Origin of the sequence: Pantoea sp. Cy-640, assembly GCF_011752635.1 — a bacterium.
GTDB classification, from domain to species: Bacteria; Pseudomonadota; Gammaproteobacteria; order Enterobacterales; family Enterobacteriaceae; genus Pantoea; species Pantoea dispersa.
The window spans coordinates 26,977-51,886 of sequence record NZ_VWXB01000002.1 but is presented as its reverse complement, the minus strand read 5'-3'; the positions used below and the strand labels follow the sequence as shown (position 1 = coordinate 51,886).

At 53.7% G+C, this 24,910-nt stretch carries 19 protein-coding genes and 2 pseudogenes; 5 read left to right on the top strand and 16 right to left on the bottom strand.

The annotated features are described in order from the left end of the window. Positions 1 to 61 precede the first annotated feature (61 nt). From F3J36_RS05765 to F3J36_RS24150, 3 genes are all read right to left on the bottom strand, one after another. A complete protein-coding gene (locus F3J36_RS05765) occupies positions 62 to 2,044 on the bottom strand; it encodes an autotransporter outer membrane beta-barrel domain-containing protein (protein WP_247653141.1) in 1,983 nt (660 codons plus the stop codon). 410 nt (positions 2,045 to 2,454) lie between these two features. Continuing rightward, the gene (locus F3J36_RS05760) at positions 2,455 to 2,799 is read right to left on the bottom strand and encodes a hypothetical protein (RefSeq protein WP_166719163.1); all 345 of its coding nucleotides are present in this window, start codon (positions 2,797 to 2,799) and stop codon (positions 2,455 to 2,457) included. A gap of 336 nt (positions 2,800 to 3,135) precedes the next feature. Then, positions 3,136 to 3,765, bottom strand: a complete 630-nt coding sequence (locus tag F3J36_RS24150; RefSeq protein ID WP_247653140.1) for a VENN motif pre-toxin domain-containing protein — start codon at positions 3,763 to 3,765, stop codon at positions 3,136 to 3,138. A gap of 410 nt (positions 3,766 to 4,175) precedes the next feature. Here F3J36_RS24150 and F3J36_RS05750 point away from each other — a divergent pair. After that, positions 4,176 to 4,409: pseudogene (locus tag F3J36_RS05750) on the top strand (SymE family type I addiction module toxin). A 57-nt stretch (positions 4,410 to 4,466) separates the two neighbouring features. On the opposite strand, the gene F3J36_RS05745 reads toward F3J36_RS05750, so the two are convergent. Genes F3J36_RS05745 through F3J36_RS05735 form a run of 3 tightly spaced genes read right to left on the bottom strand, consistent with a single transcriptional unit; the run spans position 4,467 to position 6,001 of the window. Further along, complete coding sequence (locus F3J36_RS05745) at positions 4,467 to 4,883, bottom strand: Imm63 family immunity protein (RefSeq protein WP_166719162.1); 417 nt, start codon at positions 4,881 to 4,883, stop codon at positions 4,467 to 4,469. A 1-nt stretch (position 4,884) separates the two neighbouring features. Then, a complete protein-coding gene (locus F3J36_RS24360; protein WP_371742001.1) occupies positions 4,885 to 5,277 on the bottom strand; it encodes a TNT domain-containing protein in 393 nt (130 codons plus the stop codon). A 1-nt stretch (position 5,278) separates the two neighbouring features. Continuing rightward, entirely contained in the window at positions 5,279 to 6,001 is a 723-nt protein-coding gene (locus tag F3J36_RS05735; RefSeq protein WP_166719160.1) for a VENN motif pre-toxin domain-containing protein, read from the bottom strand. 259 nt (positions 6,002 to 6,260) lie between these two features. Here F3J36_RS05735 and F3J36_RS05730 point away from each other — a divergent pair, with 259 nt between their 5' ends. After that, positions 6,261 to 6,476, top strand: coding sequence for a SymE family type I addiction module toxin (locus F3J36_RS05730; protein ID WP_211072893.1), 216 nt, complete (start codon positions 6,261 to 6,263; stop codon positions 6,474 to 6,476). On the opposite strand, the gene F3J36_RS05725 is transcribed toward F3J36_RS05730, so the two are convergent. The 5 genes from F3J36_RS05725 to F3J36_RS05705 all read right to left on the bottom strand — a co-directional run bounded on the left by F3J36_RS05725 (position 6,454) and on the right by F3J36_RS05705 (position 8,701). Next, a complete protein-coding gene (locus F3J36_RS05725; RefSeq protein ID WP_166719159.1) occupies positions 6,454 to 6,675 on the bottom strand; it encodes a hypothetical protein in 222 nt (73 codons plus the stop codon). The two genes, F3J36_RS05730 and F3J36_RS05725, sit on opposite strands and share 23 nt — an antisense overlap. A gap of 467 nt (positions 6,676 to 7,142) precedes the next feature. Beyond that, positions 7,143 to 7,403, bottom strand: coding sequence for a hypothetical protein (locus F3J36_RS05720; protein ID WP_166719158.1), 261 nt, complete (start codon positions 7,401 to 7,403; stop codon positions 7,143 to 7,145). A gap of 142 nt (positions 7,404 to 7,545) precedes the next feature. After that, complete coding sequence (locus F3J36_RS05715) at positions 7,546 to 7,797, bottom strand: MafI family immunity protein (protein ID WP_166719157.1); 252 nt, start codon at positions 7,795 to 7,797, stop codon at positions 7,546 to 7,548. Positions 7,798 to 7,807: 10 nt separating this feature from the next. Further along, positions 7,808 to 8,308 carry an EndoU domain-containing protein gene (locus F3J36_RS05710; protein ID WP_166719156.1) on the bottom strand — a complete coding sequence of 167 codons (501 nt, stop codon included), beginning with the start codon at positions 8,306 to 8,308 and terminating at the stop codon, positions 7,808 to 7,810. Between the two features lie 15 nt (positions 8,309 to 8,323). Further along, complete coding sequence (locus F3J36_RS05705) at positions 8,324 to 8,701, bottom strand: VENN motif pre-toxin domain-containing protein (protein WP_166719155.1); 378 nt, start codon at positions 8,699 to 8,701, stop codon at positions 8,324 to 8,326. A 276-nt stretch (positions 8,702 to 8,977) separates the two neighbouring features. Here F3J36_RS05705 and F3J36_RS05700 point away from each other — a divergent pair, with 276 nt between their 5' ends. Then, on the top strand, positions 8,978 to 9,205 hold the full coding sequence (locus F3J36_RS05700) for a SymE family type I addiction module toxin (RefSeq protein WP_166719154.1): 228 nt from the start codon (positions 8,978 to 8,980) through the stop codon (positions 9,203 to 9,205). Positions 9,206 to 9,244: 39 nt separating this feature from the next. On the opposite strand, the gene imm45 is transcribed toward F3J36_RS05700, so the two are convergent. Continuing rightward, positions 9,245 to 9,556, bottom strand: a complete 312-nt coding sequence (gene imm45, locus F3J36_RS05695; RefSeq protein WP_166719472.1) for an Imm45 family immunity protein — start codon at positions 9,554 to 9,556, stop codon at positions 9,245 to 9,247. Positions 9,557 to 9,809: 253 nt separating this feature from the next. On the opposite strand from imm45, the gene F3J36_RS05690 reads away from it, so the two are divergent. Together F3J36_RS05690 and F3J36_RS24140 are read left to right on the top strand one after the other, a co-directional pair. Continuing rightward, the gene (locus F3J36_RS05690; protein ID WP_247653138.1) at positions 9,810 to 10,109 is read left to right on the top strand and encodes a helix-turn-helix transcriptional regulator; all 300 of its coding nucleotides are present in this window, start codon (positions 9,810 to 9,812) and stop codon (positions 10,107 to 10,109) included. A 167-nt stretch (positions 10,110 to 10,276) separates the two neighbouring features. Further along, positions 10,277 to 10,435 (top strand): annotated as a pseudogene (locus F3J36_RS24140) (SymE family type I addiction module toxin); the annotation flags it as partial. Positions 10,436 to 10,478: 43 nt separating this feature from the next. Here the strand turns inward: F3J36_RS24140 and cdiI are convergent. The 4 genes from cdiI to F3J36_RS05665 form a co-directional block, all read right to left on the bottom strand. After that, positions 10,479 to 10,910 (bottom strand): toxin-immunity protein system imunity protein CdiI, encoded by a 432-nt coding sequence (gene cdiI / locus F3J36_RS05680; protein ID WP_166719152.1) that lies wholly within the window; start codon positions 10,908 to 10,910, stop codon positions 10,479 to 10,481. After that, complete coding sequence (locus tag F3J36_RS05675) at positions 10,910 to 21,547, bottom strand: hemagglutinin repeat-containing protein (RefSeq protein WP_166719151.1); 10,638 nt, start codon at positions 21,545 to 21,547, stop codon at positions 10,910 to 10,912. The genes cdiI and F3J36_RS05675 overlap by 1 nt, the downstream gene beginning before the upstream one ends. Positions 21,548 to 21,559: 12 nt before the next feature. Continuing rightward, entirely contained in the window at positions 21,560 to 23,224 is a 1,665-nt protein-coding gene (locus tag F3J36_RS05670) for a ShlB/FhaC/HecB family hemolysin secretion/activation protein (RefSeq protein ID WP_166719150.1), read from the bottom strand. Positions 23,225 to 23,655: 431 nt separating this feature from the next. Further along, entirely contained in the window at positions 23,656 to 24,864 is a 1,209-nt protein-coding gene (locus F3J36_RS05665; protein WP_166719149.1) for a pyridoxal phosphate-dependent aminotransferase, read from the bottom strand. Positions 24,865 to 24,910 lie beyond the last annotated feature (46 nt).

Genomic DNA, 24,910 nt, shown 5'->3' with positions numbered 1-24,910 from the left:
ATTAGTTTAATTTTTTACGCGAGATAACGCGCCAGTGAAATTTCCGACTGGCGCGCCGTTATCAAAATGTCGCGTTCAGGCCAATATTCCAGCTCAGCTGATGATAGGCGCTGTTGCCACCGATCGCTGAAACCCCGGCAAAGGCATTGACCGTTTCACCCAGCGGCACGCTGGCCCCCAGCGACATATCCAGCCAGTTTTTATCACCGGCGCTGACGCTGCGTACAAAGCCGGTCTGCGTTGACTTCAGCCCGGCGCGCACCGCGTTCTGCGTATCACCAAACTGGTGGTTATAACTGAGCTGCGCCCACGGATTCACCGGCCACTGTTTGCTGTCGATACGCCAGCCAAGCGCGCCGATTTGCGAATGCAGGGTTTGATCGGAAAAGCGCATGGCGGTGCTGCTGTCGCCGTTTTCGCTGTAGCCCCCTGCCCGCACATAATCCAGTGCGTAGCTGGCAACCGGGCCGGTGGAAAGGTGTTCGCCTATTGGCACATCCCAGCCGGTTTGCACCCGTAGCCCGAGCATTTTTCCGCTGCTGCTGCCCTGTTCGGTGCGCGTTGCCGGGCCGATATTGATGCAACGTTCGATGCTGTCAAAATCGAGATCGGCATAGTGCACATCCGCATTGATCCAGCCCTGCTCCAGCAGCGTCAGCTGGCTATACAGCGCCAGCAAATTGCCGCGCAGCTTGTAGTCGTAGTGCGCCGACGGATGCTGGTGCTGCGCGGTGCTCGACAACAGCAGACCTGCCTGCCAGTTATCCGTGAACTGATAGCCTAATCCCAGCGTCAGGCTGCCGGTATTGGCGTCACCGTTGAGCAGGCTATCGCCGCGATAATCAATATGCTGACCGGCATAGCCGCCGAACACGCTAACCTGACCGGCGCTGGCCGGCTGCTGTCGCTGCTGCTGTAAATGGCCGTCGAGGGTGTTCTGCATATCCCGCGACAGCATCAGCGGCGCCCGTGCCAGTGCCGCCACCTGCGCGGGTGCGTCGAGGATCGATTGAATATAGTCGGCGATCATGGCATGTACCGCCGGGCTGGGATGCAGCCGGTCGGCGAACAGATAGGCCTGCGCGTTACTGAAACCGGGCGTTGACGAGGTGCATTCGGCGGCGGAGGTGCCGACCGGACAGGCCATCCCCAGCGTATTGCTCAGGCCATAGCGTTGCGGATCGGCAATTACCTCGTTGAACAGGCCGGCGATGTCGGCACGCACAATGTTGCCATTCAGCGCCACCAGCCCGGCCTCTTCCTGCTGGTTATAGCCATCGGAGAGGGCCGTCACCTGCTCGCTGAGCACCTGCCAGGCCGAAAACAGCTGCTGCGCCAGCGCGGCACGCAGCGCCGGGATGGTCGATACCTGTGCGGCGGCCTGATCGAATGCGTCGCGCACCGCCTGCTGGCGCGCAGCCACGTCGGGCGTGGCATGGCTGTCCAGCGAGGCAAACGCCGCGACCATCGCCGACTGCGCCGCCGGGCCCAGCACACTCAGCACCGCCTGCACCATGAAAGGCGTGGAGCCCAGTTGCGGCACGTTTGGCACGATTACCGCCCCCGCACCGGCATCCAGCAGGGTTTTGATTTGCGACACCGCCGCGCTGGCGCTGTTGCTGATGGTATCGCGCGCGGTAAGCGGATTGGTCACCGCCGCCGCGATATCGTTAGCGCCAACCCAGTGAATGTACAGTCCGTTGCTATCTGCGCGGCCGCCGTTGGATTGCAGATAAGCAGCCAGCTGGTCTTGCGTATTGAGGCTGGCATCCAGCGCCGGCACGGTAACGCCGCCGCCCTGTGCATAGTTGCTGCCACCGCGCGACGACGGCTGCAGCGTTTGCCCGAGCTGTGCGGCGAGGATCTCGTCATACAGTGGATGTTGCGCGCCATCATAAGTAAAGCGCCCGACATTACCGCCATCGCTCAGGCTATCGCCGAAAACCGTCAGGTTGTCCCACGCCAGAGCGTTAAACGGCACACACAGGCAACTCAATGTGGCAAACGCGACCGCCGATCGCGTCAGGTTGCGACTCTTCATCATTCACTCCGAATCAGGCCAGAAATCATGTCTGACCGCTAAAGGTGCCGGCGCGTCAGGATGCCGGCGTGCAGGCTGAAAACCGCTTAAACAGCGGAAAGGACAGTGATAACAAGGATGCTTAAGGTGTAGTCAGGCAGGCGCGCCTTTACCAGGCAGAGAGCGGAAATTTGCGGGGTGGATCGGCACGTCAGGGATTGCGGGCTGGTAACCGCAGCGTGAGGAACGGGGCTTTGAGTGACGAAGCGGCGGCGTTAACTGTAGCCGATATCATAAACAGACCCCTGGCATCCCCAGTAACTGCTCTGCAACCTTGCTATGACACGGGGCAGCGATGGCACAGCCTTCCGCAAAAAGCTTCAGGAAGTTATTCTCCACAATAAAAATCCCAGCCGCAGGGGCTGGGATTTTCGTTATCTAAGAACAGAGCTAATTTTTATATCTGGCCTTATACGCACCTCAACTTCATTTATCGTCCCCTCTGCAACAACTTCAATATAAATATAATCACCTAAATTATCCCTTTTGATACTAAATGAACTCACACCATCAATAGCGCTATGTGAAATTTCTTTATCATGTAGTTTTATTACGTACTGAACCCAACCTTCAATAACGCTAAACGAAAAATCAATACTAAGACCGCATTGATCTTTTGCTGTATATAAAAAGCTGACATTCTCTCTCTCAAACGAGACTGGTTCACTTTCAAAGAAAGAGAGCAATTCAATTTCATCAGGCTTATTTTCTATGAACATTACTTAGTTACCCCATTTTTCGGTATGGTCGTAATGTACTGACGAACACCATCGCCCGTAACTTTGAAAGTACTTTTAAACATAGTAGCCTTTCCTGAAGGGCCAATGAAGAAAGACTCTCTAATCTCAGAGCTACCCTATTGATCCGTATATTTTTTTACAACATTATTTGGGACTTTTGTCGCCTGAGTAAAATGTTCAGCCAGCACTGTATGGCCATTAATATCATCAGTAATACCTAATCGTTTCATTTCCAGAGCAAGTTGATTTGTACGATCCAATGTATGACTATTACCGGTTTCTCTACCAAAAAGATAATCAAAATTTTCGCATCAACTACCGAATTGGCGATTGTCTGGCCGCAGTGATTCCCGGAACCTTTTTACCTGGCAGTATTATCCCAGCCAGCATCCCATCCGTCGCTTCCAGCGCAAGCTGATTCCCTTTTGATGCCTGAACTACAGTATCTTTCACCGCATACCAGGTATCGCTTTTCATCAGCGCTTTAACGTTGTCCGCGACTGCCTGATTTTTCCCGGACAGATCATTCAGCGCCTGGTTACAGTAACGGTCTTCCGCTACACAGGTTGCCAGCGCCATGGCCGCATCGACAACATAGTCCACGCCCCCCAGTGCCGAGTCGCCTGCATCGGCCAGGCCGTTGATAATCGCGTTGGCGATAGCAGAGGTTGTCCCGTTACCGAGCATGTTTCTGACCTGGTCTTTCAGGTATTCCGCACTCTGTCTGACGGAATCACGTGCTTTATCCCTGCTCAGCCAGTTATTCTCAACCGCATTCTTCCGTGCCTGAGCGCCGGCCAGCGCACCGGCGCTACTGCCGCCGGTCACGCCGCCTGCCAGACCTGCAGCCAGGGTACTCTGTGCACTGATGATCTGCTTATCCGGCTCCTGCAGGTCACTGACCTGTTTACCCGGATACATCGAATGCATGATCAACTGACCCATCAGCTCTCCGCTGACCGCACCGGTCGCGCCTGCTACTGCGCTGTTTCCTGCTGCTCGCGATCTTATCACACGAACCATTGCACTGGTGCCACGGCTGGAAAGGCAGATCGATGCGATCCGGCAACTGCCAATAACGAGGCAGAAGTTTGTGGCTGAGATGCTGGACGATGTGATTGGTTAAACAGAGTAGATATCCGGCGCGGAGCTGAGGTGCGCCAACACCCCAACCCGCTAACCACAACCAACTATACGAGAGGGTTAATCATGGCAGAGCACGATACTAATTCAGAAGTGAGCATTTCCAGAGCGTTACGGCAGCGATTGGTAAAACGGAGTAATTAACAGACGCGGAACTGAGGTGTTTGAGCACCCCAGCCCGCTGACCATGAGCAACTAAGAAGTAGTTGATTATGGTTGACACGCATCATGAGTCATAGACCCGCACGCCCACAACCGCTGCCTGCGGATTACAGGCGCATTATTACAGGGTCGGCTACCGGCCTAACCGGAGCCAGCCGAACCCGCTGCCGCAGCTCACCATTAAAGGCCGCTGGCTGGAGCAGCTGGGCTTCACGACCGGGCAGAAGATCGAGGTGATCACCGGGCCGGGGCAACTGCTCATCCGGCTGGCGAATGAAGGGTAATTAACTGATCTGTAGATTAAAATCCCGGCACTAAGGCCGGGATTTATTGAGTTAAGATTATAAGTAGAGGCTATCATCGTAAGGACTGGCAGCAAGAATTTCTTCAAAATGTTTTCGAGATTTTATTCCCCAGTCGATGTTGATTTTGTTCATAAGCTCAATAATCTTTGGAAAATAAATACGCCGACTATCTTTACCAGGAATCCGATTATTTAATTCGTACTCGACTGCTACATCATGTATAAAATCATACATAATCCAATAAAGTAACTCATCTGTTGAATCTGTAACCTTTCTAGAGAACTCATATCCTCTCTCGGAACAGATATAATTATATTTTCCATTTTCAAATGAAATATAAGGCGTTCCATCATCAATAGGTGCTGAGCAAAGGTTAACAGAGTGAACCGGAAAACCTAATATCAAAACCAGCGTATCTATTTTTTTTTGAAGATCATTAATACTCAACAGCATTTCAATTAACCCTCTCAATATATTTGTTGTCTAACAACCATTGTACATTTACTCGTTCCTGCATATTAGGCAGAATCTGAATACCTCCGCCAGGTTCACCAAAAGCAGGGGCTATTTTCCCTTGCATAACAGGCAACGGTTTTATGACAACGTATTCATGGTACTTATCCGCTAAGGAGCCAGGGGCTAAAGCGCGCTGTTCCTGGGGCGTACCTTGTGGTGCCAGGAAAGAACCATTTGTCTTGCCATACCTATCCAAATGAGTGCCTACAGGAAGCGTTGTTTTAACTGGTTCTTCGGCAAAACCTAACTTTGCAGGCCAGTTCCAGTCTCCGCTTTCATTACGGTATTTATCGTACTGTGACCACCCTGAAGCTTCCTCATCAGCAGCAATTCTAGTTGGCCCTGCCGTTCTTCCGGCTGAAGGTTGAGATAGTTTTTTTTGCTGAACTCTCTTTTGTCGGTTCCTTAATTACACTCTTCAGCCCGTAAGCACCCGCCAGAGCGGCAGCCAGCTCCTGAGTCTGCATTGCTATATCATAACGGTCTGCTGCTGTTTCCCAGCTCACACCGGGCGCCTGTGCTATTGCTGCTATGGCTTGGTCGCGGCTGATACTGCCTGCATCCAGTCCCTGCAAAACACTTTCCAGGTTTTTCACATCCTGTTGATATAAATCCCTGTACAACAATGAGTAGGTCGCATTTTCACCATATTTATTAAATGCTTCCTGAGCCGGGCCAATCAGCGCACCACAGGCTGAACCACCTTTATTACCATCCGTACAGACCGCTTTTATCGCTTCATCACGCGCTTTATCTGTCTGATTAATCGTCGCCAGCTCTTTCGCTTCAGCCGGTGTCAGTTCCTGTTTCAGATAGTCGCGCTTCGTCTCCAGCTGTTTCTTTCTGTCGGCTTCCTGCACGCTCAGCCAGTTATTCTCAACCGCATTCTTCCCTGCCTGAGCGCCGGCCAGCGCACTGGTGCTACTGCCGCCGGTCACGCCGCCTGCCAGACCTGCAACCAGGGTATTCAGTGCACTGATGATCTGCTTATCCGACTCCTGCAGGTCACTGACCTGTTTACCCGGATACATCGAATGTATGATTAACTGACCCATCAGCTCTCCGCTGACCGCACCGGTCGCGCCTGCTGCCGCGCTGTTTCCTGCCGCCCGCGATCTTATCACACTATCCACTACACGGTGCCACGGCCGGAAAGGCAGATCGATGCGATCCGACAGATGCCAATGACGAAGCAGAAGTTTATTTCTGAGATGCTGGATAACGTAATGGGTAAACGGAGCAGCTAACAGGCACGGAACTGAGGTGCTCGAACCCCCAGCCCGCTGACAGCAAGCAATTAACGAGGAGTTGATCATGACTGTGGCCCATCATAAGTCAGAGAACGACACGCCCACAACTAAATCAAGACATTACACCGTGGGATATATCCACGACCACCTGAAGCACAGGCCTTCACCGTCTATCACGCTACGATGCCACTGGATGGCTGAGCTGGGATTCGACACCGGGCAGAAGATCGAGGTGATCACCACGCCGGATCAGATGATCATCCGCCAGGCGGCTGACTGATAATGACCATTTGATCTAATATATTTCCAATCTTACTTAACAAGACTGCAACCTCATTTCTATCAGAGCCTATTCTTGTTTCAAACTCAGCAATATCAATACCATTACAGATTTCATTCAACGCTGAATTTAATATCAGCAACTCTTCTTCTGTTATATTAATTTCTGCAGTTTTCATTGTGACAGATAATAGTTCCATATTTACCTCAAGCTATCAAAGTAGGCTCTCCCGTTCACTGGTCTGAATGCAGTACCACCATCGCCAGGTTTGGGGTTTCGTATAACAACGGTGTTTGTCGATTGATCCCAATAAGCTGACCCTCCGCCACCTAGCTCTTTGACAGAAGTTGGATTTTACAACGTTCTCAATGTGTTGAGAAAACTGTTCTTTTGTCTTTATTCCCAGATTAGCGAATTCATTTTACTGAATAACATGCTTTTCGAAAGCATGTCCATCGGCAATTTCTTTTCCCGTTAACTCGGCATTAAGATTTTTACTATTTACAGCACTATAAGCCTCATTATTCCGTGCATTTTCCTCATCCTGTGGCTCCCAACAGCCGGGCGTTCCGGACCCCGTTACACCCTTCGGCTTTATCAGCATCCGACAAATCTTTGCCAATATTTGGCTGGTTCTGATCTTCGCCATTTTTCCGAAGAACAAGCTCATCCGAAGGAGCATTGCGTTGCCTTGTCCAGCGCATCCCCCAGATCTTTAATTGTACCTTTAAGACCTGCAGCTATTTTCTTATCTGCATCCTGTTTAACCTGGTCGCCGGGACCAACAGGCACACCCGGAACAGGAACTGCAGGCGCAGGGATAGTCAGCGCATTATTCTCAACAACAACACTCTCTGGCGTGGAGTATGGTGACGAAGGCGATTTTTCCCTCAACTTTCTGTTAGTTAGAATCGTTTTTACCGGCACACTTCCGGCGCGACAACTTGTAGCTCCGACGCGCCTTTTTCTTCTTCACATGCTACCGCTGGCCAAGAGCACCTGGCGCATTGTAAGGATTTTTAAAAATGCTCCAGACGTTAGTGTTGGGAGCATTTGTACGTTTTAGCGGTTATTTTTCTGGATTTATATATATATACCTACTATCAATTTCCAGACCAAGATCATTAACTATTTTAATCACTTGCGTGTACTCACCTTTACTGATCACAACATCATGATCAGCAATATGATCACATAGCGTTTCGAATGCTACTACATTCTCTGAAAACCCAAGATACCCAAGGGCAAAGTCAACTAACGAAGGTTCCAGACGATCTTTTAATCCTTCACCAAATTCTCTAATTTCGTCATTAATATCCATTTCACCCACACTATTTTTTAAGGGGCATCAAAGTTGGAGGAGTCGGATTACTATCCGGGAACGCTGTTACAATTTTCCCACTAGCGGGCTCGTATACCACACGAACTCTGACACCATCTCGTTCTTCCCAGGCAACCCACCTTGCCGGCCTTCCTGCGTTTGTATACGCCCCACCAGTTCCGGTCTGAGCAAACCATTGAGTATCGGGGGAGGTAGCAATGTCTCCCACAGTATGGACAACCTTATCTGCTGACCAACTTTGAGGAAAGACTGTTTTTCCTGGATTTCTAGGATATAGATGTCCCCCTTGCGTAGGGCTATCCCCATATAAAATATGTTGTTTGGCTTCTGGTGAAAGGATATCAACGTATTTCTGGTTTGAAGGTGATAGTCCAAGATCTGAACTTTTCGCAATAGACAAAAAGGCTTTAGCAGCCACGTACTGCACCAGCTTGGCTTCACTCGTAGGTACACCACTTGCCAGGATTTCTGCTGCCCGTTGTGGCGTCATCTCTCCGTCAGCCGCCTATGCACTGACCGGGACCCCAAAAAACTCTGCCCATGCTGTCAGGAATCCTTTAACGGCATCCTGCCCTTCAGGTATTTGACCCTGCGAGTTTTTAACCAGCGCCGCCGTAAGTTCATCCGGCGAAGCGCCATTCTGGATCATACTGACCGCAAGTGACTGTTGAGATAAGCCAATATCATTCAGCCCCTTAGGCAGACTCAGCGAGTTATTCTCAACCGCATTCCTCCCTGCCTGAGCGCCGGCCAGCGCACTGGCGCTACTGCCGCCGGTCACGCCGCCTGCCAGACCTGCAGCCAGAGTACTCAGTGCACTGATGATCTGCTTATCCGACTCCTGCAGGTCACTGACCTGTTTACCCGGATACGTCGAATGCATGATCAACTGCCCATCAGCTCTCCGCTGACCGCACCGGTGCGCCTGCTGCCGCGCTGTTGCCTGCTACCCGCGAGCTTATCACTCTAACCACTGCACGGTGCCACGGCTGGAAAGGCAGATCGATGCGATCAGGCAACTGCTAATGACGAAGCAGTAGTTTTTGGCTGAGATGCTGGACGATGGGATTGGTTAAAAAGAGTAGATATTAGGCGCGGAGCTGAGGAGCGCCAACACCCCAACCCGCTAACCACAACCAACTATACGAGGTAGTTAATCATGGCTGAGCACGATACTAAGTCAGAAGTAAGCATTTCCAGAGCTTTACGGCAGCTTAAGGTCGGATATACCAGTATCCGCCATGAGTGCCGCCGTACCGGCAGTGACCTGCTGCCCAGCCTTAACCTGAAGGGTAATTGGATTGAAGAGGCGGGGTTTACGACCGGTGCGCCGGTGACGGTCGCCGTGGAGAACGGGCAGCTGATAATACGGTCGCTGGCTGAGTGACAGGCAAAAAAATCCCGCCTGTTAAGGCGGGTTCGTTGTTTATTTAATAGGAGTTGCTACATATTCACCAAGGATATAAACATCTTCAATATTACATTCTGGATATATCCATTTAGCCCAATTGGTAATAACCCATTCTGTACTTAATGCTCTACCTTCGATTGACGCACTTTCGACTGGTAAAGATATTAAAATCAATCCAGCTTTGTGACCAGAAGATACAACTAAGCCGTGAGTTTCAAATAAATCTATGACCATAAAATCAACCCATTCTTCATATGGCCAAACAGCAGGCAGCCTAAAGACCGTTCCCCTCTTGATTGATTTATTTTTATAATCAATAAGTTTCATCATTTCACCTTCAAGTCATGGCCGCCTGACTTATCTATGCTATTAGGGATTGTTTGTACCTGCAACCCTGCCATTACCGTTTTTATTAACCACCTTTCATTGCCCAACCGGGGTTTACCAATAAACCGTGAACGCTGCACAACTTGCTTGTGCGGCGGGCGCGGGTTGGACGGAGCGCGAACCGGCAGGGGTCGCATGCAGAGGGTTAAGCAGGGAGGCCCCCGGCGGGGGCCGCACGGGGCGGAGATGGCGAATGACTCATGCCCGGCTGGCCGAGTTACTGGAGGTTGACCGCCGGGTTTACAACCGCTGGGAACGGGGGGCATCGGTTCCCCAGCTTGACGCCGTGGTCAGGATTGCGCAGGTATTACAGACCAGCCTTGATTCGCTGCTTGGACTGGAACCCATGACGCCGCCGCAGATACATAACCCGCGTTTACAGGCGCTGGTGACGCAGATGGATTCGTTATCGGATGAAGATCAGCAGGCGCTGATCGTCCTGATGGACAGCCTGCTTAAGCGTTTGAAGATGACGCAGTTATTGACGTCGTAGAAGGGATTTACTACAGAATAGACGATTTTTATCAGCGCAGGGCTGCCGGGCTGGCACCCGATAACTCTGCTCACCACAACAACTTGTTATGAGTAGTTACTATGGCTAAACGCGATTGTAAGTCAGAACCCCGCGCAACTGAAGTAAAATAACCCCAACGGCATTACACCGTCAGCTACACCCCCAATGGCATGAAGGGCAACCCGCCGCCGCAACTCACGGTGAAGGGCCGCTGGCTGGAAGATCTCGGCTTTAACACCGGCCAGCCCGTTATCGTCACCGTCGAGTGTAGGCGGCTGGTGATTGAGGCGGAGATTAGGATCTAACCGGAAAAAAAAGAAGATCCCGGCGCAAGGGCCGGGATCTTCTTTACTGCATTAGTGTCACTCTACATAGTTGATCATTCTGATTAAACTGAATATGCAGTGTATGACTTTCTGTTTTGTATTTTATCCAACGATTGACATATCCCAACAACATATCCATTTTTCCACCTCCAGATCCCGAAGGAGTCCCCAACATCTGAATAATCTCTGACTCACGACTATTAACAGGTAAAGGCAGTTCACCTGTATAGGCAGAGAATCCTTCATCGGCTTGTATATAAAAAATAATTTGATTTACCACGTCATCTTCTAATAAAAATAAAACACCCGAATTAAAAAATGAGTAATAACTTCGGTCACCTAATACGCCTTCTTCAAAAACAGGTAATTCATTAAGTTTTTGAGGAAGATAAATAAACTCATTACTCGCCTTCGAGCACCCTAGCATTTCAACAAGATTATTCCATGCCAACATTATTTAATGACCCCTGTTTGCCGATTTCTGTCAATAATTTTCTTTACAGCATCATCAACTAGAGCCGGCTCATACCCGCGCTCTATCATATTGGTTCTCAAGGCATCAGTATCACGACACACGGCACCGCACAAATCTAACGCATCTTGCTGAACTTGAGCTGCCGTGTTTTTCCCACCATAAGTAGGCCCAGCCCGGTGAACATCTTTAGGGACTTCTACAGCAGTAGCATTTTGATATAAAGTCTTTTCTTCCGCTGGAGTCAATTTCCTGCCTAACTCATTTTCCTTTGCTGTTCTCAGAGCAGCAAAAGAGGGAATATGATCATGCTCTAAACCATCACCCACTACAGCACGATCTTTAAGCTCTTTATATGAACCAACATCTAACGGCTTAACTGTCTGAATCTCATCACTGGCCTTATTGATCAGCTTCGAGGCTTCAGCAAGTTCCCCTTTCTTCAGCGCTGTCTCAGCCGCTTTAATGGCCTTGCCCGCCACATCCCCTGCGCCCGGTATCAACCCTAACGATGCGGCAAGATAATCCAGCGCACTCTGCGCTTCCGCAAAGCTTTTGATATCACCCAACACCGGCACAAAATCTGCACCGGCGGTAAGGGTTTCTTTCAGCGATTCACGCCGCTCGTCGTACATCTTCACCGAGCAGGCTTCCGCGCTTAATCCGGCACAGTTCTCCTTCTTATAGCGCTCGTTTTCCGCCTCAACATACTCACCGGCCTTCTGCTCAAGCGTTTTACCTTCAGACTGCGCCTGCGCTATATCACCCAGCGAGTTATTCTCAACCGCATTCTTCCCTGCCTGAGCGCCGGCCAGCGCACTGGCGCTACTGCCGCCGGTCACGCCGCCTGCCAGACCTGCAGCCAGGGTACTCAGTGCACTGATGACCTGCTTATCCGACTCCTGCAGGTCACTGACCTGTTTACCCGGATACATCGAATGCATGATCAACTGACCCATCAGCTCTCCGCTGACCGCACCGGTCGCGCCTGCTGCCGCGCTGTTGCCTGCCGCCCACGATGTTACCGCACCTACCACTGCATGAGCCATCGCTTTTGCGGCCTGATTGTCGGCGGTATATTTGTGTATCTGCTCGGCCAGATACGGTGCCGCCGCGCCGCTGGCGGCCTGTGCCAGATTGCCACCCGCCAAACCCTGAATCGCCGCAGTCGCCGCCTGAATCCCCTTCTGGATATCGCTGCCGGTGCCCCAGAGCGCCATGGCCTTCTTATAATCACTGCTGTTTTCCAGCGCTTCCTGATACGCTTTCTTTTCAGCCGCAGGAGCGTCGGCATCCGGCTGGTTTATGTTGTTTTTTGCCAGTTCCTTCTTACCTGCTTCCGTCGCCTCAATCTGCCCCTGCGTCCGGGCGATATCAGCAACCTGGCTGCCTATTTCACCGATCAGCTGAGCCGTCTGCAGGCGTTTCTGCTCCTTCTCTTTGTCGAAAATCGGGCTGATGCTGTCATTAGCGTGCTCGGTGTCGCGGCTAAGTGCAGCAACATCCTGCTGCTGATTTGCCTGGTCGCGCACCACTATCGATCCCTGGGCAACGGCTGACTGCGTGGTTCCCTCTGCGTGGCCACTGCTGCCTGCGCCCGCCAGCATACTTGCGGCCATGTTCCCTTTGAACTGGCCGCTGAAGTTGCCCGTCGAACTGAGGCCAATCCCCTGGTGTTGGGTTTTATAATCTGCCTGATTATGCAGGTCAGTGAAGCCAAGCGTGCCGGTATCAAGACGGTTTTTATCCGCGTTAGCCTGGCTGGCTATCACCGCACCATTGAGCTGGGTGTGACTGCCAACGGTAATATCAAACCCGCCCTGACCGGCATAAATGCCGCTTTGCTCCAGCACACTGTCGTAATTGCTGTGCATTTTATCCTGGCTGGCGTTGATATAACCGGAACCGGTCATCGAGCCAAAAGTGAAACTGCCGCCGGCTCCAAAACTGATCTGCTTCGAATCATAGTTATCGCTATCCTGCAGACTGGTAATAGACAGGTTGCGACCAATGTCAGCAGTCACGCTGTTACCGTTAACCAGCGCGCCAGTCAAAGTGGTGTCACGACCGCTGCTGATGTCGACAGCACCGCCGCTGTCGAGGGTGGTTTCGCTCCAGACGGTGCCATTCCCCTTTTCATGGCCTTTCGCCCCGTTAACGCTGGCGAAAATACTCAGTCCTGCGCTGCCATTGCCCACGCCGAAACTTAGCCCGATACCGCCACCGCTGCTGCTGTTTTTACCGCTGGTTTGTTGCGTGCTTGCCGCGCCCGTCAGGTTGATGTCGTTCGCTGCGTGCAGTGACGTATCACCACCAGCCTTGAGCTGGCTACCGGCAATCAGCAAATCACCGCTGCTGGCACTATTGCCGTTACCGGTGGCATCAATACTGAGGTTTTTACCGGCATTCAACGTAGAACCGCTGACGGCGTCGGACTCCTGATGCTGCTGAGATTTTGATTTTTGAGTGGTCAGCGAAATACTGATGCCAACGCCATTGTTAGGATCGCCATTGGCCTGCGCAAGCTGGCTGGCCTGGTTCGCCTGAACACCGGAAAGCACCGCTTTGGTTGCCTGTAATGCGGCCAGACGGCCATCGCTCTCTTTTTTGGCGGACTGTGCGGCAGAGACAGCGCTGTTAACCGCCTCGGCTACTGCGCCTGAAAGCGCCAGCGTCAGTCCACTGGTGCGCTGCTCAAAACGTTCGTCGCGCGTACGTACATCGTGGCCGGGCGTGATTGCTACGCTGTCACCTTTCAGGGCCATGTTGCCGCCGGCAATCAAATCCGCCCCCTGTACCTGCAACTGCTGGCCTGCGGTGATTGAAACGTTCCCGCCGGTGCTGCCAACGGTACTGACACTCTGGCTTTGCGTCGTGCCTTTTTCCTTCAGATCGTGCAGCGACTTACTGCTGCCGATGCTGATACCCAGCCCACCGGTTCCCATCAGGCCGCTTTTTTTCGTCTCTGAGAAGCGCCAGCTCGACTCCGTGTTGGTGGCGGCAGAGATCCCGACATTGTTACCGGCGCTGAGCGCCACGTTATCATCACCCGCGACCTGCGATCCTTTCACCAGCAGATCGTGACCCGCGCTCACGGAGATATTGTTGCCACTGAGCAACGTGCCTTTTTCGTGCGTAGCGCTGTCTTCCTGAATGGTGTGGGTGGTCTTCTTGCTGAACAGACCTTTTTTGGTTTTCGTCTCTTCGCGATAGTTATAATCGCTTTCGGTGGCCGTAGTGAGGTTAATATCATGCCCGGCTCGCGCGGCGATATCCTGTTTTGCCGTAATCTCACTGGCTGCGCTGTTGATGTCATTCCCTGCGGCCAGCACGATATTACCGCCACTGCTGATTTCGCTGCCGGTTTGACGAACCTGCTCGTTGATCGTCACTTTTTTGCCGCCCCGGCTCTCGCTGTATACGCGACTCTGCTGAGCATTCAGGTTCAGATCGCGCCCTGCGCTCAGGGAGGCGTTTAAATCGGCCATCAGCTGCGCTGCCTGCGAGTTAATATCGCGACCGGCGCTCAACGCTAAATTTCCGCTGCTCTGGATGGTACTGCGCGTAGCGTTAATGCTGTCGTTTTTGCTATTGCCCTGCGTCTGATGGCTACTGTTATCCAGCGTATTCAGATTGATATCATTTGCAGCGGCCAGCGTCGTATCGCCTTTTGACATCAGCGTGCTGCCGCTCAGATTCAGGTCGTGACCGGCACGCGCGGTGAGATCACCACCCGCGCTTACGCTACCGTCCTGGCTGCTGGTCACCACAGCGCTGCCATTTTTATTAAGGCGATCGGTATGCAGTGCATTGGCGGCGATATTGATATCGCCCCGCGCACCCAGCTGTAAATCACCGCCAGCAGCCAGCGTCGCGCCCGTGTTATTGATGTTGCCACCCGCACTGAGGCTGGCATTTTTGCTGGCTGAGATACTGGCCACATCCCCTAACTGGGTATCACTGAAGCTTAACGCGGGCGCATTTTTGATGCCGTTAAGCGCCAGGCTGCTCCACTGCTGAGCCTGCGTAACGTTATTGATGTTTCCCGTCGCCGATGCGAGCGAAACGGTTTCGGCCGAAATCGATGCACCGATATTATTAATATCGCCAATCGCGTTCAGTTGCAGATCGCCGCCCGAAGCCAGTAAACCAGCATGCAGGTTATTCAGCGTGCTATTGCTGCTGGCTGACAGCAGCGTCTCGGCTTTGATAGTACTACCGTCGTTATTGATCTGCCCGGCATCCAGTTTCACCGCCTGACCAGCAATCACGCTACCTGCCGCGATCTCACTGTCGCCTGGCGCCAGATAGAGTTTCGGAGCCAGCACGGTTTGACCATTAACCGTGGTTTTTTCCCACCACACAATACTCGTGGTGAGGGCCGCCACCTGTTCCGGCGAAAGGCTAACCCCCAGTTGCAGGCCTAAGCCCGCCTGTTGCCGGGCCGCGCTGTCCATCAGGTATTGCATCTGCTGCAGATCGGAGCCGGTACCACCCACATAGCGATGCCCGGTCTGGCTCAATATGGCGTTACTTACGTAGCGGGTATCGAACGCGGCATCACCGAGGAATTTATAATCCTTATCGGGTGTAAGCTGCAGACGATTCAGCAGATAGGCAGAACCGAGGAATTTATCTTTGTCGGTATAGATTGCCGCCGTTTCGACTCGAGGGCTGCTGCTCAGCGCCGGTTGCGTTACCGCCTGAGCCGATTGTTGAACTGCCCCGGAAGTCGGGTTCCTGAGAAACGCATTGAGGCCATCAAACAGGCTGCCGTCGGTTTTACCGACCTCTGCCAGCTGTGGGTTAGTGGTAATCAGGTAGGGACTGGCAGGATCTTTACTGGCGACAAACAGGCCGTTGTTACCGGCAGGCAGTGGATAATCAGTTAACGCCGCGCCCTGATTACCTATTTGCTGTAGTGCGCCTGTCAGCGCATCCTTCCACTGCGGAGACCCGACGGCGATAGTTTGCCCGGCGGCAAGCTGCTGGTTCTGCACGCCACCCACGGATTGCAGTGGCGCAGTTCCTGCGATACCCGGTTTGCTAATGGCATGCACCATGCTGCCAGCGTTAGCCACGGTATCCGTATTGCTCAGGTTATTCGTAAAACGCGCGCTGACGTTGCCACCAGCCTGAATCACGGCACGCAGACCTTCCCCCGTCTGGCTGGTTTCATAAACGGGTGCGCCCTGCAGGGTATAAACCACCTCGGAGCCCAGGCCACTCTCGTATTTCACACCATGTGAATTCCCGTTACGTAAATCAGCAATGATCGAAGGTGCAGTATCTTCTTCGCCGTAGAGGTTAGTATCAATCCGTCCCGTATTAGGATTGCCATATTTGTAGACCAGATACTGGCTTTGAATACTGTTTTCCCAGGACTGATTATTCAGATTGTTGCCGGTGAGCACGATATCCTGACCGGCGAGTAAATTACTGGCTTGATTGTCGAGGGCATCGGCTGTCACTACCAGATTCCGGTTAGCAGCGATTCGCCCTGCACCGCCAGTCGCGCTGGCCGTGACGGTGGTAGAACTTACGAGAAACTTGCGAACCGCCGTACTAAGTTTCGGTGCCAGCGTGGTGTAAGGCCGGTATTCGGTGTGGCCGTTTCCTTTACCATTACTTCCCCCCGTCTGATAACCATGCATGCCGTGATAAACGCCGATCTCATCGTCATCAAGCTGACCAAGCTTCACTTTCATGGTGGCTTGTCCCAATCCGGCGGGGGCATTCGTAGCGGACGCTGAAGTTACAGAGGTATTCATCCCTTCACGCTGATTCAGCAGATGCCCGGTATGGATGGTGATATCTCCGAGCGAGGTTTCAATGTTGCCTGAGGTATTGATCACTTCATCGCTGGCGTTACCCGCCGCATCGCGCTGCAGCCACAGGCTATTATTCGCCAGGATATCGCCACGATTATTTTGAATGCTGCTGGCCAGCAGTTGCATATTATTCCCGGCATACAGCAGCGCACGGTTTTCTATCCGGCTGCCTGCTGTCATCAGCAAATTCCCTGCTGTCCCGACGAAGCCATAATTCACTAACTGGCCGCGACTGGTGAGACGCATATCTCCGCCGGCCTGGACGCTTCCGCTATCATTAAGCGTCATGTTGCTGGCATCGACGTTCAACGCGCCGCTGCCGCTGCGTAGCTGACCATTATTGATGAAATTATTGCTGCTGAGTTGCAGGCTGTTGCCCTGCAGCGTCCCCAGAACGATAAGATCGCCTTGCGTACTGAGATTCAGCGCTTTACCCGCTGCCAGCGTGCCGCTCTGCGTGAATCCCGATCCCAGTTGCAGGGTCATGTTGCCCAGCGCCAGCAGGCTGCCGGCCGCATTCAGCACCGGCGTATTGAGGGTCAGATCGCCTGCGCTATAGAGTTTGCCGGTTGCCTGGTTATCAGCATTCTGTAAGGTCAGGGCCAGCGCACGGCTGGCGAATACGCTACCGCTGTTGTGCAACACACCGCCGCGCACCTGTAAATTATCGCCCTGCAGCTGTCCCTGATTGGTCATCTGGCTGGCATTCACCTGGCTATCACCCAGACCGGTAAAAGTCCCGCTGTTCACCAGGTTGTTACCACTGTAAGCCAGCCCCTGCGCCTGCACCAGGCCGCTATTCAGTACCGTCGGTGCCGACAGCGTTAATGGACCACCGGTAAGCAATCTTCCCGGGTTATTCAGGCTGTCGCTTAGCGTTATCGTCGTAATGCCATCGCCCTGAATCTGTCCCTGGTTCAGTAAAGATTGCGCGTTGAGTTGCAGAGCACCCTGGCTGCGCAGAACCCCGCCCTGATTCGCAATCGCCTGTTCAACGTCGCCATTCAGGTTCTGCTGGGCATACAGCTGACCACGGTTAGTCAGGTTGCCGCTGTTTATCACCAGATTTTTGGCTTCGATATCACCGGCACTATCAATCGAGCCCGCTTTCAGGGTGCTGGTTCCCGCGCTCAGCAAAGCAGCGCCTTTTAGCTGCTGCAACTGTCCGCTGAGGTTGGCTGTCAGCTCGTCTGTTGCTGTAGCACTTCCCTGATTAAGCAGCGAACTGCCCTGCAGCTGCAGATTTTTTGCCGACCATTTGCCTTCATTGTTCAGGCTGGCCGCCTGAATGGCCGCCAGACCACTGGAAACGATATTACCCTGCGCCAGCGTGTGCAGGTTGCCGGTCGACGTGAGACTGGTGCGCGTTGCGGACTGGATGCTGCCGTTGACATCAATCTGGCTGGCACGGGCATCAATGCTGTTCGCCTGCCAGCTGCCCTGCTGGTTAATACGTTGCGCATTCACGTTCAACGCGCCCTGAGTCAGTAACCGGCCCGACTGGGCATCGGTCAGATCCTGCTGTAATTGCAACACCAGGGATTTCAAGCCGATCAGATTGCCGCTGTTGCTTACACTGTCCGCCTGGATCGCCAGCGTATCGCCCTGCATCTGACCCTGATTACGCAACTGCGAGCTTGTCAGCGAAAGTTGTTCACTACTCAACAGTTTGCCACTGTTATTAAGCTCGTGACTTTGCAGCGTAGCGGCGCTGTCCGACAACAGGCTACCTGCGTTGTCCAGCGTCTGCTGCAACGCAACATCAAGCCCTTTGCTGCCGAGGGCGATACCGCTGTTATTCAGCGTATTGCCGCGCAGTTGCAGCGAGCTGCCCTGCAAACGTCCGGCATTTTGTGTGCTTTCAGCGTCCACTTTCAGCGCACCGCCTGACAGAATTTGCCCGGATTGCAGGTTATTGAGCGCATCGCTGCGCAGCGTGACCGATTGATTGCCCTGCATCAGCCCACTGTTAGTCAGTTGCTCGGTATCAAGTTCGAGGGTTTGTCCACTGAAGTTACCTGCATTGCTCAGCGCGGAAGTGTTCAGCGTCAACCCATCTGAGGCCAGCAGTGAACCCGCAAACATGTTATCAAGCGTGTTTTTCACACTGATATCCAGCGTTCGTGCAGAGGTTTGCCCCTGGTTGCGCCACGCATCGCTGCGGATCGCCATCGCGCCCAGCGCATTAAGAGTACCCTGCTGCTGTAATGTTCCAGCGGTCAGATCCAGGCGATTATTGGCGCTCAGCGTGCCCGTGTTATTAATAATGTCTGCGGCAATGGTCAGATCCTGAGCGCCGGTCTGCGCCCGGTTGTTGAGCGTACCCGCCTGCAAAGTCAGCTGGCCGGGTGTAAACCACTGGCCTGCCAGATCGGCCTGATCGGCAACGTTGAGCGTGATGGCGCTTTTGCCCTGCGTGCGCGCGTTGTCACCACTGCTTAACTGTTGCGAATTCAGTGTCAGCGCCTGGTCGGCGGAAAGCGTGCCGTTCAGCTCAATATTTTGCCCATTGAGCTGAATGTTTTGCGCACTGGTCTGTAACGAACCTGCGCGGGTCGTCAGTTTTTCCGTCTGGAAATCGAGGTTGTGCTTCGCGCTCAGCGTTCCACCGAGGTCAGCCTGGCTGGAGTGCACCCGCAGAGCGCCGTCTGTCAGGATGTTACTGCCATCGCCAGCGGTAAACTGATCCGCATTCAGCATTAAGTCGCCCTGCGCGCCCAGCAGACCGTTGTTATCCAGCTGGCCGACATCCAGCCGCTGCCCGGCGCCAGATTGTGCCGTACCGTTATTTGTTAATACGCGGCCAGAAAGCGTTTGCTGGCCGCGCGATTGCAGCAGACCCGCGTTGGTCAGATGATCAAAACTAAAGTGCGTATTACCATTCGCCGCCAGCGTACCGCTATTGACGAAGTCCGTTGCACTGAAAGCCAGCTCGCGTCCGGCAATCAGCGTGCCAGCCCACTGGCTTTGATCATTAACCTGAAATGCAATGTCATTACCGGCAGATAGCTTGCCCTCACTGAGAGCGTTGAGGCGGTCTGCACGTAAAGTGACATTGCCACCCGCACGGCTTTGTCCATCCAGCTGCTGCTGTGCGCTGGTCAGGCTAAGGTCCTGCTGAGCCGTGAGCATTCCGGTTTTGCTCAGGTGCAAGGCACCGCCGCTCAGCTGAACATTATCTCCGTCCAGCTGACCACCGATCGTAGCCTGCTGACTGGCCGTCAGTGAGACGTCGCCGTCACCGTGTAGCCTGCCCGTGCTGCCAAGCGTGAGGGTATCGCCGTTTAACATCAGGCTACCGCCGCTGGCGATCTCGCCTTGCAGCATTTGCTGACGGGCGCTGAGATTGATATTGCGCTGACTGCTAAGCCGGGCGTCTGCTGCAGTTTGCAACGAGGTGCTGCTTAACGTCAGGCCGTTTTTACCGCTTACAGAACCGTTCAGGGTGAAATCGCCACCCGCTAAGTCCAGCTCGTCACCGGCGAGTAAAGTCCCCGTTGCGCCATTCAGCGCCTGCTGCGTGGCACTGATATGCAGCGCACGCGAAGACCCGATCAATCCCTGATTGTCCAGCGATGCGGTGTTGAGCGTTTGCCCGCCTGCCGACTGTAAGCGTCCCTGGTTGCGTAAGGTATTTGCCGTAATAGTCTGGTTTTTCTGCGCCTGAATCAGGCCGTTATTCATCAGCGTCTGCGCCGTCACACTGATGTCACCGTTAGCTGCAACGGTACTGTTTTGATCTGCCGTGACGTCGCTTGCTGCCAGGCGCAGATTGCCGCCGCTGGTCAGTTTATTGTTACGCAGCTGCACATTGCCCTGGCTGTTCAGCGCTACGTCACCGGTCGCCTGTTGCGTCCCCTGCAGCTGCATATCGCGGGCATTCGCGAGCAGCTTGCCGCTGGTGCTGGCATTCCCCAGTGTCAGGGTGCCATTCGCGTTTAACGTGATATCGCCCTGGTTGGCCAGTAGATTACCGATGTTGACCCCGACGCCTTTGTCGCTCGACACCAGATGAATCCGGTTAGCGTACATGCCGCCAAGCGCACCGGTATCGACCGCCACCGACGGCACTGGCCCTTCTCCGGCGATTGGCGTAACCGAGCCGTCCTGCGCAACGCGGTTGGCACCCGCCGTGATAGCGAGATCGCTGGCATGAATATCCGCATTAATTTTGGTGGCGCGCGCAATGAGCGATACCGCATCAGCGCGGCTGCCATCCAGCCCTTTGCCCTCAACCGTCACGTCGCCTTTGGTGACTTCCAGCGCGGCAAGATTGCCGCTGGCATCCAGCTGCGGTTTTCCGGTAGTGAGCGTCACGTTGGGCGTATTAATAAAGCCACAGCCGTTACAGGTTATGCCGTAAGGGTTGGCCACGATCACATTCGCGGCTTTACCCGCGACTTCGGTATAGCCCTGCAACTGCGAACGATTAGCTCCCACTACTTCATTGATGATCGCCCGGGCTTCGTGCCCGGCTTGCAGGTTAGGGTTATTCTGGATCAGTCCGCCCAGTTGGGTCTGGGTAAGTTGTCCGCTGGCATTATTGAGAATCAGCCCCTGCTGCCCGACGTTGTACTGCTGGTACTGGTTATGGGAAACACCTGCCTGATTCGGCGTGGCGATATTGACCACCGGCACGCCGTTACCCGCGGCATCCATGCGCGTGCCCGGCGTAACCGGGGTAATTTCCGCGGCCACAACCGGCAGCAGTGGCTGTACCGCCACCAGATAACAAATGAAGTAGCTCAGCGCGCGACGAAACGGGGAAACCGGTTGACGATCATCCATAATCATTGCCTCTTAAAAAACCAGCCCGACCCGGGCATAAATGCTAACGTGATCCGGTTGCAGATAGCCGGGATAACTGAGCGGAAAACCGACCGTGTATTGGGTATAAAAGAAACGGCTGCGGGTGCCGATCCCCACGGCGCTGCCCCATATCGTGCCAACAGACTCGCGGTTCTGCGCATCGCTCTTCAGCCAGCCGCCGTCCACCGCCGCCAGGGCGCTGACGTCACCGACCAACGGCAAGGTGAACAGGGTGTAATCCAGTTCATTACGCAAATAGCCACCCGCGTCGCCTGACAGGTATTGTTCTTTGAAACCCCTGACTGAGCTTTCGCCGCCGAGCGTCAGGCGTTCGCTGCCGTATAACCGATCCGGTGACCACTGGCCGTATACGCTGCTGAGCCACCATAACTTGTCCGAAACCGGTCGCTGGAAGCTGCCGCTCAGGCTCCACTTGCGAAACTGCGCCCGCGGTAAGTCCCCGCTTTTATCGGCATCACTCTCCACATCAAACCACGGCATACCGCGGCTAAAGGTTGGGTTGAGCGTTGCCACGCCACCGAACACCTTTTGCGTATGGTTGAATCCGATCTGGGTACTGGTGATTTTGCGACTGCTACTCTGCAACAGGGTATTGTTGAGATAGTTGTGACTGGTGTAGTGATTCAGGCCGAGCTGCAAACTGGTCTTGATTTCACCGTTGCGAAACAGCACCCATGAACCATTCAGGCGATGCGCAATATTGTCGCCGTTACTCAGCCAGGTGAAACCATTGTTATCAAAGTGACTGTGATAACTGCTCCAGCTATAGCTGTAGTCGAGCAGGCCGTAGCCATACGGCACGCTGACACCCGCCTGCACATTCTGCGCGTCACGCCACTCGCTGAATGCGCTGCTGCGACCGCCGCTGATAAACCAGCGATCCGCCAGCCCTAACAGGTTATTGCCGGTCAGCGATGCGGTTAACTGACCGACACCGGTGCTTTTTTGTCCGCTATTATCAAATCCCAGCGCGGCGCTGAGCGGAAATTCTGCCGCAGTCGTCAGGTTCACCACTGAATAACCGGGCTGCGGCGCAGGCTGAATTTCAATCTGTACCGGGGTACGGCGCAGGCGATTAATTTGCTCCATACCCTGCTCAATATCGCGCAGGTTAAGTATTTTTCCTTCAATATGAGGAAAAGCCATCTTTAACATCGCCGGCTGCGCCCCGTCGAGGCGAATAGCGAATAGTTTCCCTTCCAGCACCGGAATAATTAACTGCCCATGAGACAGATCCTGTTCGGCTAAAAACGCCCGGCTGGTAATGTAACCACGTTGCATATACCAGTCAGAAACCGCATGTACCAGCGCATTAATTTCACTTAAATTCAGGCAGCGATTGATATAAGGTGCCGTCAGCGCCTGTTGCTGACGATCGGATATCAGCGTGACCTGCTGCAGACGGATATGCTGGATCGGAAAACAGGGGCCAGAGCCCGCCGGGGAGGCGTCCGGCGCATTCAGCGGTGCCACAGCATGCCACAGTGCATCGCGCTGCTGCTGATCCTGCTCCAGTCGCTGCTGTTGTTGGTTTTGCAGATAATCGCGGTCGCCGGGTGTCAAAGGGGCAGCGATAATCTGGCCTGACGCTATAATAATAGACAGCGCCAGCAATATCCTTCTTTTTGCCATCATCAAAGACTTAAGTAAAATTAATTGTAAAGGTTTTGTAAGCTTCTTTGCGCAGAATATCACCTAAACAATCAGACAGTTCCGCTTACCAGGAAAAAACAATAAACATCACGCAGTTTTAATTAAGTGATAAAAACAACTTTACCTAACGCAAATAAGCAATAGAAAATCAGCAACGGCCATTAAATCATTAATATCGCGCGATGGCGGCATGACGCCAGATTAAGCGGGCTGAATGAGATGAGGCCTGCCCGGTAAGGAAACGGTGCCATATTGATAAGCGCCACGGCAATCTGCGCTGACGCCGCAGTGTTGCGTCATGCGGGCTTTTACTGCTGCTGAAACCACGCACCTGCCTCACCCGATCGCCATTGCTGGCGATCGGGCGGATGCATGCCAGCATCCGATCGTGTATCAATCCCTCATGGCGGACATCAGCGCAGTTTTGCCACCGAAGATTTCAGCCGCGCGCAGGCCTGCTCCAGCAACGCATCGTCAACCGCGTAGGCAATGCGTAAATAACCCGGCATGCCGAATGCCGATCCATGTAACACCGCAACCTGTGCGTCCTGCAACAGCCAGCTGGCCAGCGCGCTATCGTCCTCCAGCCGTTCCCCCTGCGGCGTCACGCATCCCAGTAACTTTTGGCAGTTGGCAAAAATATAGAATGCTCCCTGCGGCGCCCGGGCGCTGAGGCCGTTGCTGGTGGCGATCATTGTCAGCACCTGCTGACGTCGCCGATCAAGCGTAGCGAGCCAGCCTGCCAGAAATTCGGCCGGTTGCTGCAACGCGACAACCGCTGCTGCCTGCGAGATGCTGCTGGGATTAGAGGTACTCTGCGACTGCAAAATCTGCATCGCGTTAATCAGCCATGCCGGACCGGCAGCATAGCCGAGCCGCCAGCCGGTCATGGCATGGCTTTTTGAGACACCGTTGACTGTCAGCGTGCGTTCAGCCAGCTGCGGGGCCGCCGCGGCAAAAGTGCTGAATGGCGTGGCGTCGTAGCGTAACGGCTCGTAAATATCATCCGCCATGATTAACACCTGGGGATGATCGGTCAGCACCTCAGCCAGCGCCCGCAACTCCTGCGCACTATAAACCGCACCGGTCGGATTACCCGGTGAGTTCAGAATCACCCAACGCGTTGCCGGCGTCAGCGCGGCAGCCAGTTGTTGCGGCTGCAGCTTCCAGTCGTGCTGTTCGTCACAGGCCACGATCACCGGTTCGCCTTCCGCCAGCGTCACCATATCCGGATAGGAAACCCAATAAGGGGCAGGAATGATCACCTGCTGGCCAGCATCCAGCGTAGCCAGCAGCGCGTTGAAGATCAGCTGCTTAGCACCGCTGCCGGCAATGATCTGCTCAGCGCTAAAATGCAGTTGGTTATCACGGGCAAACTTGGCGGCAATCGCTGTTTTGAGTTCGCGCGTACCGGAAACGGCGGTGTATTTGGTTTGCTGCTGCACAATGGCGGCAATACCGGCATAGCTGATGCTGTCCGGCGTGGCAAAATCGAGTTCTCCCTCGCCGAGGTTGATTATCGCTTTGCCGGCGGCTTCCAGCGCACGCACCCGATCGGAAATCGCGGCGGTTGGAGATGGACGGACGCGCTGCATGCGACGAGCCAGTAGCTGACTATTCATAAATCCTCTTTTGTATATCCTGAATCAACTAATACAATTAATCACC

Bases quoted from the DNA above. Each gene is read 5' to 3' on its own strand.
- F3J36_RS05670 (WP_166719150.1), bottom strand. From the start codon at position 23,224: ATGATGGCAAAAAGAAGGATATTGCTGGCGCTGTCTATTATTATAGCG.
- F3J36_RS05700 (WP_166719154.1), top strand. From the start codon at position 8,978: ATGGCTGAGCACGATACTAAGTCAGAAGTAAGCATTTCCAGAGCTTTA.
- F3J36_RS05665 (WP_166719149.1), bottom strand. From the start codon at position 24,864: ATGAATAGTCAGCTACTGGCTCGTCGCATGCAGCGCGTCCGTCCATCT.
- F3J36_RS05715 (WP_166719157.1), bottom strand. From the start codon at position 7,797: ATGGATATTAATGACGAAATTAGAGAATTTGGTGAAGGATTAAAAGAT.
- F3J36_RS05760 (WP_166719163.1), bottom strand. From the start codon at position 2,799: ATGTTCATAGAAAATAAGCCTGATGAAATTGAATTGCTCTCTTTCTTT.
- F3J36_RS05690 (WP_247653138.1), top strand. From the start codon at position 9,810: ATGACTCATGCCCGGCTGGCCGAGTTACTGGAGGTTGACCGCCGGGTT.
- F3J36_RS24150 (WP_247653140.1), bottom strand. From the start codon at position 3,765: ATGGGTCAGTTGATCATGCATTCGATGTATCCGGGTAAACAGGTCAGT.
- F3J36_RS05725 (WP_166719159.1), bottom strand. From the start codon at position 6,675: ATGGAACTATTATCTGTCACAATGAAAACTGCAGAAATTAATATAACA.
- F3J36_RS05675 (WP_166719151.1), bottom strand. From the start codon at position 21,547: ATGGATGATCGTCAACCGGTTTCCCCGTTTCGTCGCGCGCTGAGCTAC.
- F3J36_RS05705 (WP_166719155.1), bottom strand. From the start codon at position 8,701: ATGCATTCGACGTATCCGGGTAAACAGGTCAGTGACCTGCAGGAGTCG.
- F3J36_RS05745 (WP_166719162.1), bottom strand. From the start codon at position 4,883: ATGCTGTTGAGTATTAATGATCTTCAAAAAAAAATAGATACGCTGGTT.
- F3J36_RS05710 (WP_166719156.1), bottom strand. From the start codon at position 8,308: ATGACGCCACAACGGGCAGCAGAAATCCTGGCAAGTGGTGTACCTACG.
- F3J36_RS05765 (WP_247653141.1), bottom strand. From the start codon at position 2,044: ATGATGAAGAGTCGCAACCTGACGCGATCGGCGGTCGCGTTTGCCACA.
- cdiI (WP_166719152.1), bottom strand. From the start codon at position 10,910: ATGTTGGCATGGAATAATCTTGTTGAAATGCTAGGGTGCTCGAAGGCG.
- F3J36_RS05730 (WP_211072893.1), top strand. From the start codon at position 6,261: ATGACTGTGGCCCATCATAAGTCAGAGAACGACACGCCCACAACTAAA.
- imm45 (WP_166719472.1), bottom strand. From the start codon at position 9,556: ATGAAACTTATTGATTATAAAAATAAATCAATCAAGAGGGGAACGGTC.
- F3J36_RS05735 (WP_166719160.1), bottom strand. From the start codon at position 6,001: ATGGGTCAGTTAATCATACATTCGATGTATCCGGGTAAACAGGTCAGT.